The organism is Burkholderia sp. BCC0506, assembly GCF_902833145.1.
Taxonomy (GTDB): domain Bacteria; phylum Pseudomonadota; class Gammaproteobacteria; order Burkholderiales; family Burkholderiaceae; genus Burkholderia.
Genome location: NZ_CADFEN010000005.1, coordinates 25,253 through 39,546, shown reverse-complemented (window position 1 = coordinate 39,546; position 14,294 = coordinate 25,253). Strand labels below are relative to the sequence as shown.

The 14,294-nt window shown below is 67.3% G+C and carries 16 protein-coding genes; 4 read left to right on the top strand and 12 right to left on the bottom strand.

All coding sequences use genetic code 11. The annotated features are described in order from the left end of the window. Window positions 1-8: 8 nt before the first annotated feature. From HWX62_RS12735 to HWX62_RS12700, 8 genes are all read right to left on the bottom strand, one after another. Window positions 9-626 carry a tail fiber protein gene (locus HWX62_RS12735; protein ID WP_175928858.1) on the bottom strand — a complete coding sequence of 206 codons (618 nt, stop codon included), beginning with the start codon at window positions 624-626 and terminating at the stop codon, window positions 9-11. A 36-nt stretch (window positions 627-662) separates the two neighbouring features. Beyond that, window positions 663-1,004 (bottom strand): hypothetical protein, encoded by a 342-nt coding sequence (locus HWX62_RS12730; protein ID WP_175928857.1) that lies wholly within the window; start codon window positions 1,002-1,004, stop codon window positions 663-665. Between the two features lie 67 nt (window positions 1,005-1,071). Then, window positions 1,072-1,686: a GNAT family N-acetyltransferase gene (locus tag HWX62_RS12725; protein WP_175928856.1), complete on the bottom strand. Its 615-nt coding sequence runs from the start codon at window positions 1,684-1,686 to the stop codon at window positions 1,072-1,074. 842 nt (window positions 1,687-2,528) lie between these two features. After that, window positions 2,529-4,148 carry a glutamine-hydrolyzing GMP synthase gene (gene guaA, locus HWX62_RS12720; RefSeq protein ID WP_175928799.1) on the bottom strand — a complete coding sequence of 540 codons (1,620 nt, stop codon included), beginning with the start codon at window positions 4,146-4,148 and terminating at the stop codon, window positions 2,529-2,531. A gap of 107 nt (window positions 4,149-4,255) precedes the next feature. Beyond that, window positions 4,256-4,855, bottom strand: coding sequence for a hypothetical protein (locus tag HWX62_RS12715; RefSeq protein WP_175928798.1), 600 nt, complete (start codon window positions 4,853-4,855; stop codon window positions 4,256-4,258). 6 nt (window positions 4,856-4,861) lie between these two features. Continuing rightward, the gene (gene guaB / locus HWX62_RS12710) at window positions 4,862-6,322 is read right to left on the bottom strand and encodes an IMP dehydrogenase (RefSeq protein WP_034207642.1); all 1,461 of its coding nucleotides are present in this window, start codon (window positions 6,320-6,322) and stop codon (window positions 4,862-4,864) included. 281 nt (window positions 6,323-6,603) lie between these two features. Continuing rightward, window positions 6,604-7,422 carry a DUF2182 domain-containing protein gene (locus HWX62_RS12705; protein WP_175928797.1) on the bottom strand — a complete coding sequence of 273 codons (819 nt, stop codon included), beginning with the start codon at window positions 7,420-7,422 and terminating at the stop codon, window positions 6,604-6,606. 28 nt (window positions 7,423-7,450) lie between these two features. Continuing rightward, the gene (locus HWX62_RS12700; protein WP_175928796.1) at window positions 7,451-8,215 is read right to left on the bottom strand and encodes a DUF899 domain-containing protein; all 765 of its coding nucleotides are present in this window, start codon (window positions 8,213-8,215) and stop codon (window positions 7,451-7,453) included. A gap of 114 nt (window positions 8,216-8,329) precedes the next feature. On the opposite strand from HWX62_RS12700, the gene HWX62_RS12695 reads away from it, so the two are divergent. From HWX62_RS12695 to HWX62_RS12685, 3 genes are all read left to right on the top strand, one after another. Beyond that, a complete protein-coding gene (locus tag HWX62_RS12695) occupies window positions 8,330-9,550 on the top strand; it encodes a helix-turn-helix domain-containing protein (RefSeq protein ID WP_175928795.1) in 1,221 nt (406 codons plus the stop codon). A 31-nt stretch (window positions 9,551-9,581) separates the two neighbouring features. Beyond that, window positions 9,582-10,268 (top strand): glutamine cyclotransferase, encoded by a 687-nt coding sequence (locus tag HWX62_RS12690; protein WP_175928794.1) that lies wholly within the window; start codon window positions 9,582-9,584, stop codon window positions 10,266-10,268. A gap of 122 nt (window positions 10,269-10,390) precedes the next feature. After that, complete coding sequence (locus HWX62_RS12685) at window positions 10,391-11,356, top strand: DMT family transporter (protein ID WP_175928793.1); 966 nt, start codon at window positions 10,391-10,393, stop codon at window positions 11,354-11,356. Window positions 11,357-11,398: 42 nt separating this feature from the next. Here HWX62_RS12685 and HWX62_RS12680 read toward each other — a convergent pair whose 3' ends face one another. Both HWX62_RS12680 and HWX62_RS12675 read right to left on the bottom strand, forming a co-directional pair. Further along, window positions 11,399-11,722: an RnfH family protein gene (locus tag HWX62_RS12680; RefSeq protein ID WP_175928792.1), complete on the bottom strand. Its 324-nt coding sequence runs from the start codon at window positions 11,720-11,722 to the stop codon at window positions 11,399-11,401. A 4-nt stretch (window positions 11,723-11,726) separates the two neighbouring features. Further along, on the bottom strand, window positions 11,727-12,164 hold the full coding sequence (locus HWX62_RS12675) for a type II toxin-antitoxin system RatA family toxin (RefSeq protein WP_006478512.1): 438 nt from the start codon (window positions 12,162-12,164) through the stop codon (window positions 11,727-11,729). A 99-nt stretch (window positions 12,165-12,263) separates the two neighbouring features. On the opposite strand from HWX62_RS12675, the gene smpB reads away from it, so the two are divergent. Continuing rightward, window positions 12,264-12,710, top strand: coding sequence for an SsrA-binding protein SmpB (gene smpB, locus HWX62_RS12670; protein ID WP_006478511.1), 447 nt, complete (start codon window positions 12,264-12,266; stop codon window positions 12,708-12,710). Between the two features lie 154 nt (window positions 12,711-12,864). On the opposite strand, the gene HWX62_RS12665 is transcribed toward smpB, so the two are convergent. Both HWX62_RS12665 and HWX62_RS12660 read right to left on the bottom strand, forming a co-directional pair. Beyond that, on the bottom strand, window positions 12,865-13,800 hold the full coding sequence (locus HWX62_RS12665) for an SPFH domain-containing protein (protein ID WP_175928790.1): 936 nt from the start codon (window positions 13,798-13,800) through the stop codon (window positions 12,865-12,867). Window positions 13,801-13,833: 33 nt separating this feature from the next. After that, window positions 13,834-14,268 (bottom strand): NfeD family protein, encoded by a 435-nt coding sequence (locus tag HWX62_RS12660; protein WP_175928789.1) that lies wholly within the window; start codon window positions 14,266-14,268, stop codon window positions 13,834-13,836. Window positions 14,269-14,294: the final 26 nt, after the last annotated feature.

Here is a 14,294-nt window from a genome sequence, read left to right as displayed (position 1 = left end):
TTTACCGGTCAGCCCCGCGACGGGAATGCGCCGGCCAGCGCAATGATGAAATTGATGCCGATATACGGGTTGCGCAGCGAGAACGGCGTACTGCCGCCGGCCGGGCCGTTCTGGATCGTCGGCGCCGTAACCGGCAAGGTCACGTCGAACGGCTTCAGCGTCGTATCGGCAGCCGCCGTGCTGTAAAGGTCGCCCTGGCGATTCGCCACGCTGACCGTTCCCAGCACCGACGTATTGCCGGGCGCCGCGCTTTGCGTGCTCGTGTCCGTCGAAGTCGACGCAGGGATCGAGATCGATCCCTGCGCGGCGCCGGTGGTCGAGACCGTCGCGACGTGCGTATGGAGCGGCATGTTCTGCGTCGTCAGCGACGCGTTTTCCGTACCGCCGATCTGACCTATTTCGACCGCGGACAGTCCCGTTCCCTGCCCGGTTCCAACCGGTGTGCGGCTGCGCAGATCCGGCAACTGAAACGTCGTCGTGCCGTTACCGCCGTAGTACGTGCCAAGCAACGAGAACAGCGCCTGGTTTTGGGAAATCGCCAATACCTCGCCCTGGCACAATGCCCATCCGTAGGGAGCAAAGTTGAACCCCACCATGCGGATTTCACCCAGATACGGATCACTCATCACACGCCTCCTCTCTTGCGGGAAAAGAAGAAAACCCTACGTGTCGCTGCCCGGGCCGGCGGTCCCGGCAAATTGATCGACACGACAGTGCACGACGATGGTGAGCGTCGAGCATCCGTCCTCGGTGGGCCGCGTCGGTGTCGCGAGGAGCGCCCACGCATGGCCGGCCGGCGATACGATGCGATACACGTCCTGCGAACAATGCACACCGGCGGGCAACGCGAACGTTGCCGAGTAACAGACGAACTGGTCATTCATCGGGAGGCCGGACGGTGCATCGAGGAGTACAGCGTCGACGGGGTCGCCGCAGGCGGCGCCAAACGTGAACCGTTGCCCGATCGCGTCGCGCAATTCGGCATGGGTAGGGATGGACAGCAAGCACGCCCCCGATCGTTATTCGTTCGTTGTACCGGTAGCCGGCTCGGCCGGCTGCGGTCTTTCGTTGTTACTGCCTGACGTCCGTACTGCTCGCTGCCTGCTTGCCTTCAGTCGCGAGGCCTGGCACTGGCCTCACGTTCGCCCGGTCGAACGGCACGGCAGGACGCGTCATCTGCAGGTAGATCCCGTTCTCGCCGGTCTGCTCGAATCCACACCGCCCATACAGCGCCCGGACCGGGTTGTTCATTTCCACGTAGAGCACGACCGACATCGCCCTGGCGGCTGCCAGCGATACGATCGCCTGCACGAGCCGCGTGCCGATCCCGGCCCCGCGATGCGCAGGCAGCAGCGCGATATCGATCACGCGCACTTCGCTGCCCTGCCAATCGTGATAGAGGCGACCGATCGCATGCTCGCCGAGCATGACCACGTCGAACCGGCAATGCGGATAGTGCGCTCGGTAATACCTGTCCTGCATCGAAAACTGCTCGACCAGCAATGCCGCGATGCGATCCGCGCTCAAACCGGCCTGCGCAAACTCGTCGATCCGCGTGCTTTCGAATACGGTGCGCAGGAACACACGGTCGCTTTCTTGCGCAGGCTGCAGATACAGCAGATCGCCTCCCGCATCGGCACGATGCATCACACCGTTGACGACGCCTCCGAGGCGCTTCTCGGCCATGGGAGATTCATTTCCTTACAAAACGAAAACAACGGATTGGCACGCGTTGCATCAAGGTCGTCCAATTTAAATCGACAAACTGACCGATGCGAGGAGGATATTAGTCTACACAATATGTACTAGCAACTACGTCGCCGCCCTTATGCCTCCGCACATACCCTGATCGACATTCGCTTGCCTGCCGAGACGACTTAAACGATTATCAATTCCTTTTCAAATCGCTCCGCGGCGTCGCGCTTCAAGAAATTCGCTGCGATGGCACATGTATTTTTAATGTCGCCACCCCTGCCACGGCAATCCGAAATTTCGGAACCGCACCCGAATGCCGTGCGGTCGGCCCCGTCGCGGTCGAGCTCAAAGCGTCACCAATAAGACGACGATGCCTTGCGCCCCTTTCACCTCAGTGCAAGTTTAGTGAAAATCAATTAATTTTCGCTAGTCAATCCGTCTCGCCTGCATAACCGAATCGCCAATCGCATCATCAGGAATACGTTGCCTGGATTCGCTTTGTCGGCGCACTCCTCGATGGCATCACCGCTGCATATAGTCCACGCTGATTGGCAATCTTGTAGATTTTCCCAGCCGGCTAGAGGGCACGCAGTTGCGTGTCTGCGAGCATAGAACCTCCTCGAACGTATACCGTCGGCCGATACCGTCAACACGACGTGACGGTATCGGACAAGGTCGTCCGAGGAAGGAACGTCGATACCGCCAGCGGTACCGACATTTCCCCTTGGCATATTGCACGGATCGCTGCGGATCCTGACGGACAATACTCCCTGTCTTTAAACGGAAAAACAGGAAAAAACGGTACTCCCGAAACGACTTGGGAACGGTCTAGATCACTCCCACTCGATCGTCGCCGGCGGCTTGCCCGAGATGTCGTACACGACCCGGTTGATCCCGCGCACCTCGTTGATGATCCGGTTCGACGCACGGCCGAGCAGCGCGTACGGCAGGTGCGCCCAGTGCGCGGTCATGAAGTCGGTCGTCTGCACCGCGCGCAGCGACGTCACGTAGTCGTACGTCCGGCCATCGCCCATCACGCCGACCGACTTGACCGGCAGGAACACCGCGAACGCCTGGCTCGTCAGGTCGTACCAGCTCTTGCCGACATCGGCCTCGCCGCACAGGCCGGCCGCCGCATCCTGCGCGGTCGCGATCGTGCCGCGCAACTCCTCGATGAAGATCGCGTCCGCGCGGCGCAGCAGGTCCGCATACTCGCGCTTCACTTCGCCGAGGATCCGCACGCCGAGGCCCGGGCCCGGGAACGGATGGCGGTACACCATCTCCGGCGGCAGGCCGAGCGCGACGCCCAGCTCGCGCACTTCGTCCTTGAACAGGTCGCGCAGCGGCTCGAGCAGCTTCAGGCCGAGCGTTTCCGGCAAGCCGCCGACGTTGTGGTGACTCTTGATCGTCGTCGCCTTCTTCGTCTTCGTGCCGCCCGATTCGACCACGTCCGGGTAGATCGTGCCCTGCGCGAGCCACTTCGCCTTCGACAGCTTCTTCGCCTCGGCCTGGAACACCTCGACGAACTCGCGGCCGATGATCTTGCGCTTCGCTTCCGGATCGGTCACGCCGGCCAGGTGGCCGAGGAACTGGTCGGACGCATCGACGTGCACGACCTTCGCATGCAGACGTCCCTCGAACATGTCGAGCACCATCTTGCCTTCGTTCAGGCGCAGCAGGCCGTGGTCGACGAACACGCAGGTCAGCTGATCGCCGATCGCCCGATGGATCAGCGCGGCCGCGACGCTCGAATCGACGCCGCCCGACAGGCCGAGAATCACTTCCTCGTCACCGACCTGCTCGCGGATCTTCGCGACGGCTTCCTCGATGTGGTTCTTCATGATCCAGTCAGGCTTCGCGCCGGCGATCTGCAGCACGAAACGTTCGATGATCTGGCGGCCCTTCACCGTGTGCGTGACTTCCGGGTGGAACTGCACCGCGTAGTAGCCGCGCGCCTCGTCGGCCATGCCGGCGATCGGGCAGCTCGGCGTCGACGCCATCAGCGCGAAACCCGGCGGCAATTCGGTGACCTTGTCGCCGTGGCTCATCCAGACCTTCAGCATCCCGTGGCCTTCGGCCGTCGTGAAATCCTCGATGCCGTCGAGCAGGCGCGTATGGCCGTGCGCCCGCATTTCCGCGTAGCCGAATTCGCGATGGTCGCTCCACTCGACCTTGCCGCCGAGCTGCACGGCCATCGTCTGCATCCCGTAGCAGATGCCGAGCACCGGCACGCCGAGATCCCACACGGCCTGCGGCGCGCGCAGCTGGTGGTCTTCGTACGTGCTCGCGTGGCTGCCCGACAGGATCACCGCCTTCGGCGCGAACTCGCGGACGAAGTCGTCGGACACATCGTTCGGATGGATTTCGCAGTAGACGTGCGCTTCACGCACGCGGCGCGCGATCAGTTGGGTGACTTGCGAACCGAAGTCGAGAATCAGGATTTTGTCGTGCATGGCTGCGGACGGGATGAAGAGAATAAGAAAAGCAGCGCGTGAAGCGCTGCGTCAAAAGCATGGACAGCGGCGTCGGGCGGCAGGCGGCACGCGCGACGCATCGCCGGTCAATCCTGCGACGGCGGGCGCGCGTCGAATGCGACGCTGCCCGACGCGCGGTCGGAGGCGGCCGATGGCGCAGCCGCGGCCGGCGCCGACGGCGCCACCGGACGGCTGACGACCGGCTCGACCCGCGGCTGCGGCGCGGCGACCGGCGCCGGTTCGACCGGACGCCTCGCGTCCCGGCCCTCGAGCGCCTGCGCCTTCTCGCGCCGGCGCACGGCCGATGCGAGCCGCACGCCGCCGAGGCCGAGCACGATCAGCGCGACCCCGGCCACCGCCGACAGCACCCGGCCGGCGGCCGCGAGCGCGGGCCCGCTGCCGGTGCCGATCGACCACACGACCGTCAGCACGCCGGTCAGCCAGTTCACATGGCCGACCGCCCGTGCGACGGGTGCCGTGAGGTCGCCGTTGAACGCCGCATGAAACGCGAGCCACGCGAGCCCGAGCAGCGCGATGCCGAACGCCTGGCCGAGCATCGCCGGCTGGACGTTCGCCAGTTGCAGCGCGTCGAACAGCGCCTGCCAGGGCGTCAGCACGAACAGCACGCCGAACGTCAGCAGCAGCACGGCGTCGACGATCAGCACGGCTCGCAGCAGCGGTTTCATCGGCGATCAGTCCACGTGGTAGTTCGGTGCTTCCTTCGTGATCTGCACGTCGTGCACGTGCGACTCGCGCATGCCCGCCGCGGTGATCTGGACGAATTCGGCCTTCTCGTGCAGCTCGTCGATCGTGCGGCAGCCGCAGTAGCCCATGCTCGCGCGCACACCGCCGACCAGCTGGAACAGGATCGCGTTGACCGAACCCTTGTACGCGACGCGGCCTTCGATGCCTTCCGGCACGAGCTTGTCGATGTTCGCCGAGTTGTCCTGGAAGTAGCGGTCCGCCGCGCCGTCCTTCATCGCGCCGACCGAACCCATGCCGCGATACGACTTGTACTGGCGGCCCTGGTACAGGAACACGTCGCCCGGCGCCTCTTCGGTGCCCGCGAACATGCTGCCCATCATCACCGCGTTCGCGCCGGCCGCGAGGGCCTTCGACACGTCGCCCGAGAAGCGCACGCCGCCGTCGGCGATGCACGGCACGCCGGTGCCCTTCAGCGCTTCCGCGACGTTCGCGATCGCGCTGATCTGCGGCACGCCGACACCCGCGACGATCCGCGTCGTGCAGATCGAGCCCGGGCCGATGCCGACCTTGACCGCGTCCGCGCCATATTCGACGAGCGCCTTCGCGGCGGCGGCCGTCGCGATGTTGCCGCCGATCACCTCGACGTGCGGGAAGTTCTGCTTGACCCAGCGCACGCGCTCGAGCACGCCCTTGCTGTGGCCGTGCGCGGTATCGACGACGATCACGTCGACGCCCGCCTGCACCAGCAGCTCGACGCGCTCTTCGTTGTCCGGACCGACGCCGACCGCCGCGCCGGCGCGCAGCTTGCCGTGTTCGTCCTTGCACGCATCCGGGTGCTCGGTCTGCTTCGTGATGTCCTTGACGGTCATCAGGCCGCGCAGTTCGAACGCGTCGTTGACGACCAGCACGCGCTCGAGGCGGTGGCTGTGCATCAGCGCCTTCGCTTCGGCGAGCGGCGTGCCTTCCTTGACCGTGACGAGGCGCTCGCGCGGCGTCATGATCGACTTGACCGGCTCGTCGAGGCGCGTTTCGAAACGCAGGTCGCGGTTCGTGACGATGCCGACGAGCTGCGGGCCTTCGACGACCGGGAAGCCCGAGATGCCATGCTGGCGCGACAGCGCGATCACGTCGCGCACCTTCATTTGCGGCGGCACCGTGATCGGGTCGCGGACGACGCCCGACTCGAAACGCTTGACCTTCGCGACTTCGCGCGCCTGTTCGGCCGGCGTGAGGTTCTTGTGGACGATACCGACGCCACCCTGCTGGGCCATCGCGATCGCGAGGCGACCTTCGGTGACCGTGTCCATCGCGGCGGACACGAGCGGCATGTTCAGGGAGATGTTGCGGGTCAGCTTGGTCTTGAGGCTGGTGTCGCGCGGGAGAACGTCGGAGAAGGCGGGAACGAGGAGCACGTCATCGAAAGTGAGTGCTTTTTGGATCAGACGCATGGCAAATCCTATGGGCGCAAAAGCGAATTATACGCGAAGCGCCGTGAATTTTCACAACACGAACAACGGCTTAGCCGGTTTCGGCCGTTGGGGGGCCGAATCGTTCGGATCGCCGTTCGGTTCGTTTTCGATCGTTTTTCGTTTCGCTGCCGCGTCGGGCCATTCGCACAACCGGCGGCCGGACGGCAGGTGGCCGTGTCGCGGCGAAGCCACACGGGCGTGACAGCGGCGGCCGCACGCGGCCCGGGACCGCCTCCGCAGCGGCTTTTGCCTGCCCCGGCTCACGTCAGCCCGACCGCGCGCACGATCATCGCGATGCCGCCCGCCACCGCCCCACAACCGACGATTCGCGCGACGCGGCCGCCGGCCGGCGCCACGCGTTCGGCGGCGATGGCCACCGTCACGGCGGCCATCACGCGCAGATCCATCATGCCGGCCGCCAGCGCGACGGCCATCAGGTTCCCGCAACACGCGCCGCATCGGATCGCGGCATGCACGCCGTACCGCCATGCCGTAACGGCCGCCGCCCGCGGCACGTGCCCACCGTGCGCCGCCGCGTGCCGGCAGCACGCGAGCCGGCGCGCCTTCCACCCGGAGAATTGCAGCGCGCCCGCGGCCAGCACGACGACGCCGGCCGCGAACGGCATCGCCCGGGCCAGTGCCGGCAGCCGGGCGGCGGCCGTCGTCAATGCCGCGCCGGCCGGAAACACGAGCGCCCCGAGCGCGATCCAGACCGCGAAATATCCGGCCCCCGCGACGACGACGAGCCACGCCGACCGCGCCGGCCGCGGGCCGATGCGCAGCCGGTAATGCCAGAGCTGCGGCGCGAGCACGGGCAGCATCATCGTCACCGTCATCGCGCCCCACATTCCGGCGAACGCCGCGAATGCGCGCCCGGCGCCCTGCCCGCACGGCCGCAGCCATGCGGCCGAGGCCATCCAGCCGCCGGACATCGGTTCGTCGCCCATTGCGGCCATCGATGCGTGCTGCGCCAGCAACGCCAGCGCGGCGACCGCGAACGCGGCCGCGACCGCCACGCCGAATGCCCGCGGATCGGGGGCCGTCTCGCCGGTTTTCGGCCCGGTCGTCGTTCGCGTCATCGCGCGCTCCCGCCCGTCGCCGGCCCGCTCAGCCGCGCGCGTACTCGTCGTGACGGCGCCACCACGGGCCGGCCTCGTTGCGACCGCGCGGCGCGCGATCGAGCCACTGGTACATCCCCCACAATCCGTCGAGGCCGCGCGCGTACGTCGAATACGTGTGATAGACGGCGCCGTCCTCGCGCACGAATGCGCTCATCCCCGGCCGGTCGAGCGAATAGGTGACGGCGTCGGTACCGCACGTGGCCGCGAACTGCACGACGGGCGCCGGCGGCGGATCCATGTCCATCGCATGGCCGGCCCGCGCATAGTTGTATTCGACGTCGCCCGCGCGCCGCTGCGTTTCGGTGAACGACACGTTGAAGTCGAAGTTGAAATCGCTGCCGACCGACGACGCCCACGGGAACGTCCAGCCCATCCGCTGCCGGTACGCGAGCAGTTTCGCGAGCGGCGCGCGCGACACGGCTGCGAGCGTCACGTCGTGGTGCGCCAGATGCACGGCAAAGCCGTCGAAGCCGTCGGCGAGCGCCGAGCACGACGGGCAGCCCGCCTTGTAGTCGGGGCCGAACATGAAGTGATAGACGAGCAGTTGCGAACGGCCGCGAAACAGGTCGTCGAGCGTCGCCTGCCCTGCCTCGGTATCGAACCGGTAGGTCTTCTCGACGCGCACCCACGGCAGCGCCTGGCGCCGCCGCGCGAGTTCGTCGCTTTGCCGCGTCAGCGCCTTTTCCGCGTCGAGCAGCGCGCGGCGTGCGGCCAGCCATTCGTCGCGGGTTCCGGTGAGATGGGTCGTCATGGCAGGTTCCTCCTTCCGATGGGTATCCGGGCACGGCGTACGGGGCCGTGTGCGTGGTGCTAGATTAGTGGCGGACATCGGACCGCAGGGAGTGACAAGTGTGTCGGGATTCGGATGGATTCGCTGATCACGGCGGCCGCGCGCGCGCTCGCGGCCGGTGACGCGCTCGGCGCGCTGAACCGCGTCGCGCTGCGCGACGATGCGCCGGCGCTCGCGCTGCGCGGGATCGCGCTGGCGCAACTGGGCGATTTCGAACGTGCGCGCGCGCTCGTGCGCGGCGCCGCCCGTGCATTCGGTGCGAAGGAGGCGGTCGCGCGGGCGCGCTGCGTCGTCGCGGAAGCCGAGATCGCGCTCGCGTCGCGCGACCTGCGCTGGCCGACGCGCGGGCTCGATGCGGCGTGCGCGGCGCTCGACGCGCACGGCGACCGCGCGAACGCCGCGCATGCCCGCTATCTCGGCGTGCGCCGGTTGCTGCTGATCGGCCATCTCGACGAGGCCGAGCGGCTGCTCGCGCATCTCGATCCCGCGCCGCTGCCGCCCGCGTCGCGCGCCGCCCATGAATTGATCGCGGCCGGCATCGCGATGCGCCGCATCCGCACGCACGCGGCCCGGGCGGCGCTTGCCCGTGCGCGAACCGCCGCCCGCGCCGCCGGCATCGCCGCGCTGACCGCCGAGGTCGACACCGCCGCGCGCGTGCTCGACGCACCGGCCGCGCGGCTCATCGCGCGCGGTACGTCGCGGCTCGTGCCGCTCGACGAAGTCGAGACGCTGTTCGAGTCGAATGCGCTTGTCGTCGACGCGTGCCGCCACACGGTGCGCGATGCGCGCACGACCGTATCGCTCGCGCGGCGTCCGGTGCTGTTCGTGCTCGCCCGTGCGCTCGGCGAGGCGTGGCCGGCCGACGTGTCGAGAAACGCGCTCGTCGCCGCCGCGTTCCGCGCGAAACAGGCCGACGAATCGCACCGCGCGCGGCTGCGCGTCGAGATCGGCCGGCTGCGCGCGGTGCTGCGCCCGCTCGCGAACGTCGTCGCGACGCCGCGCGGCTTCGCGCTCGAACCGCTCGGCGTGCGCGAAACCGTCGTCCTCGCGCGCCCGGTCGACGATCGCCACGCGGCCGTGCTCGCGCTCCTCGCCGACGGCGAAGCGTGGTCGAGCTCCGCGCTGGGGCTCGCGCTCGGCGCCAGCCAGCGCACCGTGCAGCGCGCGCTCGATTCGCTCGCGGAAACCGGCAAGGTGCAGGCGCTCGGCCGCGGACGCGCGCGCCGCTGGATGACGCCGCCGCTGCCCGGATTCGCGACGACCTTGTTACTCCCGGTTGCGCTGCCGGGAGATTAGGATGGCCTCATCGAACGACGAGGTGACGAACATGAAACGCTCCACGGCAGACATCCTTCGCGAGTACGGCCCGTTTCCGGGCGTCGACGGCGTGCACGGCGTCACGTTCGACGGGCGGCACGTGTGGTACGCGTCCGGCGACAAGCTGAATGCGCTCGATCCCGAGCGCGGCACGACCGTCCGTTCGCTCGACGTCGCCGCGCACGCGGGCACCGCGTTCGACGGCCGCCACCTGTTCCAGATCGTCGAGGACCGCATCGAGAAGATCGATCCCGAATCGGGCCGCGTGCTCGCGACGATCCCGGCGCCCGGCGGGGGCGCCGATTCGGGGCTCGCGTGGGCCGAAGGCACGCTGTGGGTCGGCCAGTACCGCGAACGCAAGATTCATCAGGTGGATCCGCACTCGGGCGCCGTGCTGCGCACGATCGAATCGAACCGCTTCGTCACCGGCGTGACGTGGGTCGACGGCGAGCTGTGGCACGGCACGTGGGAAGCCGACCAGAGCGACCTGCGACGCATCGATCCGCGCTCCGGCGAGGTGCTCGAGCAGATCGACATGCCGGCCGGCGTCGGCGTGTCGGGCCTCGAATCCGACGGTCACGACCGCTTCTACTGCGGCGGCGGCAACAGCGGCAAGCTGCGCGCCGTGCGCCGCCCGGCGCGCGCCCGTGCCGCAGCCGACGGCACGGAAGCGGCATCCGATCCGGTCGAGGATTGATTCGCTGCCCGTCGAAGCCGCTCGATGCGTCGAACCATGCCGCGAGTGCAGGATTGAACAAGACGCCGCCGCGACGGCATCGCTAAGATGCGCGCACTTCAGTCATTCGTTCGGAGCGGTCGATGCGGCGCGGCGTGGTGTACGGTGTCCTGGCAGGCGCCCTGTGGGGCATGGTGTTTCTCGTTCCGCGGCTGCTGACCGATTTCTCGCCGCTGCTGCTGAGCGCCGGCCGCTACGCGATGTACGGCCTCGTGTCGCTCGCGGCCGCCCTGCCCGCCGCCCGCTCGCTGCTCGCGCGGCTGACCCGCGAGGATCTCGTCGCGCTGGTGAAGCTCGCCGTCGTCGGCAACGTCGCGTATTACATGCTGCTGTCCGGCGCCGTGCACCTGATCGGCATCGCGCCCAGCTCGCTGATCGTCGGCGTGCTGCCCGTGACCGTCACCCTCGCGGGCCTCGCGGATCACGGCGCCGTGCCGCTGCGGCGGCTCGCCGCCCCGCTGGCGCTCGTGATCGCGGGCATCGTCTGCATCAACGTCGACCTGTTTACGTCCGAAGCCGCGCACGCCACGACGCTCGGCCGGAAGCTCGCGGGCGTCGCGTGCGCGGCGGGCGCGCTCGCAAGCTGGACCTGGTATGCGGTGGCGAACACGCGCTACCTGCAGCGCCATCATCGCTTCGGCGGCAACGAATGGTCGGTGCTGTGGGGTGTCGTGACCGGCCTCGTCGGTGCGCTCTGCTGGCTGGCGATCCTCGCGCTGCCCGCCGGCACCGTGCAGGCGGCCGTGCCGGCATCGCGCTGGCAGTTGTTCTGGCTGCTGAACCTCGTGCTCGCGATCGGCGCGTCGTGGCTCGGCAACGGGCTGTGGAATGCCGCGTCGAAGCGGCTGCCGCTCACGCTGTCCGGCCAGCTGATCGTGTTCGAAACCGTGTTCGCGATGCTGTACGCGTTCGTGTACGACCGGCGTATGCCGCACGCACTCGAAATCGCCGCGCTCGTGCTGCTGCTTGCCGGCGTGTACGGCTCGGTGCGACGGCACGGCGACACGCCGGGCAACGCGCGCACGAACGCAAACGCCGCGGCCCACTGAGCGCCGCGGCGTTTGATCGGATCGGTCGGAACGGAACGCGCGTCAGCGCGCGTCCTTGTGCATCCACTTGCGGCCCTCGATCGAGCCCTCGCGGCGGGACTTGTCGACGCGCCGCTGGCGCGCGAGCTTCGGATCGACGATCAGCGGACGGTAGATCTCGACGCGGTCGTGATCGACGAGCGGCGCGTCGAGCGGCGCGAGCTTCCCGTACACGCCGGTCTTCGCGTGCGCGAGATCGATCTCCGGGTGCAGCGCGAGCACGCCGCTCGCGTCGATCGCCGAGCGCACGGTCGCCCCTTCGGGCAGCGACACCGGGATCAGCGTCTGGCGGTCCGGCAGCGCGTAGCAGACTTCGATCGACAGCATCGCGTCACCCCTTTCCGTAGCGCTGGTCGGCGCGCTTCACGAACGAATCGACGAACGTGTTCGCGATGTGGCTGAACACCGGCCCGATGATCTTCTCGAGCAGGATGCTCGAAAACTCGTAGTGCAACGCGAATTCGATCTTGCACGCATCGGCGCGCAGCGGGATGAAGCGCCACGAACCCGTGAACTTCTTGAACGGCCCGTCCGCGAACTCCATGTCGATCCGCGTCGGACGCTGCTGCGTGTTGCGCGTCGCGAAATGCTGCTTGATGCCCTTGAAGTTGATGTCGATGCGCGCTTCCATTCCGCTCTCGTCCTGACGGCGAACCTCGACACCGCCGCACCAGGGCAGGAAATTGGGGTAGTCGGCCACGTCGGTGACGAGGTCGAACATCTGTTCCGCCGAATGGCGGATCAATACGGTTTTCTGGACATCTGCCATAAATCGCGCGGCATCGCTGAAGGTGGAAACGCCAAGCCGGGCGATTCCCGCCCCGCTTTGCTAAAATCGTGATTTTAAACGAGTTGGCCCGATCCTTTCATGAGCATCATCGACAACAGGAAAGCGCACTTCGATTATCACATCGAGGAACGCTACGAGGCGGGGCTCGTGCTCGAGGGCTGGGAAGTCAAGGCGCTGCGCGCCGGGCGCGGCCAGATCAAGGAAGGCTACGTCGTGGTGAAGAACGCCGAGATCTTCCTGATCGGTACCCATATCAGCCCGCTGCCCGAAGCTTCGACGCACATCAAGCCCGACCCGGTTCGCACGCGCAAGCTGCTGCTGCACCGTGAGGAAATCAAGAAGCTGATCGGCAAGGTCGAGCAGCGCGGCTACACGCTCGTGCCGCTGAACTTCCACTACAAGGGCGGCCGCGTGAAGTGCGACATCGCGCTCGCGAAGGGCAAGAAGCTGCACGACAAGCGCGAAACCGAGAAGAAGCGCGACTGGGAACGCGAGAAGGCGCGCATCATGCGCGCCGGCACCTGACACGCACGGCGTTCATCGCAAACGACACGGCCCGCTCGAAGCGGGCCGTGTCGTTTTGGATTCCCTGGATCGCGCCGGCCGGTCGCCCGGCCGCGCGACGATTCGCCGCACGGCGATGCGCACGCGGCAGCCGCACGCGCATCGATCATCGGGCTCAGCCCTTCGCGCCAGACGCCGCGCCCGCGTTCTTGACGATCGTCAGCGCCGACGCAATCGCGGTGCCGAGATCCGACAGGTTCGACGGCACGATCAGCGTGTTGCCCTGCTTCGCGAGATTCGCGAACGCGCCGACATACTGCTCGGCGACCTTCAGGTTCACCGCATCCATCCCGCCTTGCGACTGGATCGCGCTCGCGATCTTCTGGATCGCCTGCGCGTTCGCCTCCGCCACCGCCAGGATCGCGGCGGCTTCGCCCTGCGCCTGGTTGATCGCGGCCTGCCGCTCGCCTTCGGACTTCTGGATCGCGGCTTCGCGCGCCCCGGACGCGAGGTTGATCTGCTCCTGCTTGCGGCCTTCGGATGCGGCGATCAGCGCACGCTTTTCTCGCTCCGCGGTGATCTGCGCCTGCATCGCATGCAGGATCTCCTTCGGCGGCGTCAGGTCCTTGATCTCGTAGCGCAGTACCTTCACGCCCCAGTTCGCCGCGGCCTGGTCGAGCGCCGACACGATGTTGTGGTTGATGAAATCGCGCTCCTCGAACGTCTTGTCGAGTTCGAGCTTGCCGACCACCGAGCGCAGCGTGGTTTGCGCGAGTTGCGTGATCGCCAGCACGAAGTTGCTCGACCCGTAGGACGCCTTCATCGGATCGGTCACCTGGAAGTACAGCACGCCGTCCACCTGCAGCTGCGTGTTGTCGCGCGTGATACAGATCTGGCTCGGCACGTCGAGCGGAATTTCCTTCAGCACGTGCCGGTACGCGATGCGATCGACGAACGGCAGCACGATATTGAGGCCGGGCGACAGCGTCGCGTGGTAACGCCCGAAGCGTTCGAGCACCCATGCATGTTGCTGCGGCACGATCTTCACCGTCTTCGACACGATCACGATCGCGATGACGAGCAGGATAACCCAGATGATCAGCGAATCCATGAAGTATTCCCTCCTTGTTGTATGGGCGGACGATCAGCCCGCGGGTTTCGCCACGACCACGAGGCAATTGCCGCGCACGGCGCTCACCTGGTACACGTGCGCATCGTCGCGCTCGCCGTGCGCGAGCTCGACGTCCCAGTCGGCACCGCGATACTGCACGCGCGCGCGGCCGTCGCGCCACGCGTCGACCGTAACGGTCGAGCCGATATCGAGATTGACGTCGGGATTCGTCGACGTGTCGCGCTTCTGCTTGCGGCCGAGCCCCGAACGGCGCAGCACGATCATCGCGACGATCGCGACCGCGGCGGCCGCGCCGATCTGCACGTGCGGCGCGACACCGGCCAGTTGCAGCAACCCGCCCGCGAGAAAACCCAGCGCGATCATCAGCAGATAGAACGTGCCGGTCAGCAGTTCGGCGACGACCAGCACGCCGACTCCGACCCACCAGAACAGATGCCCCGACATCATTGTGGTCTCCAGAAAAAACGCCCCGA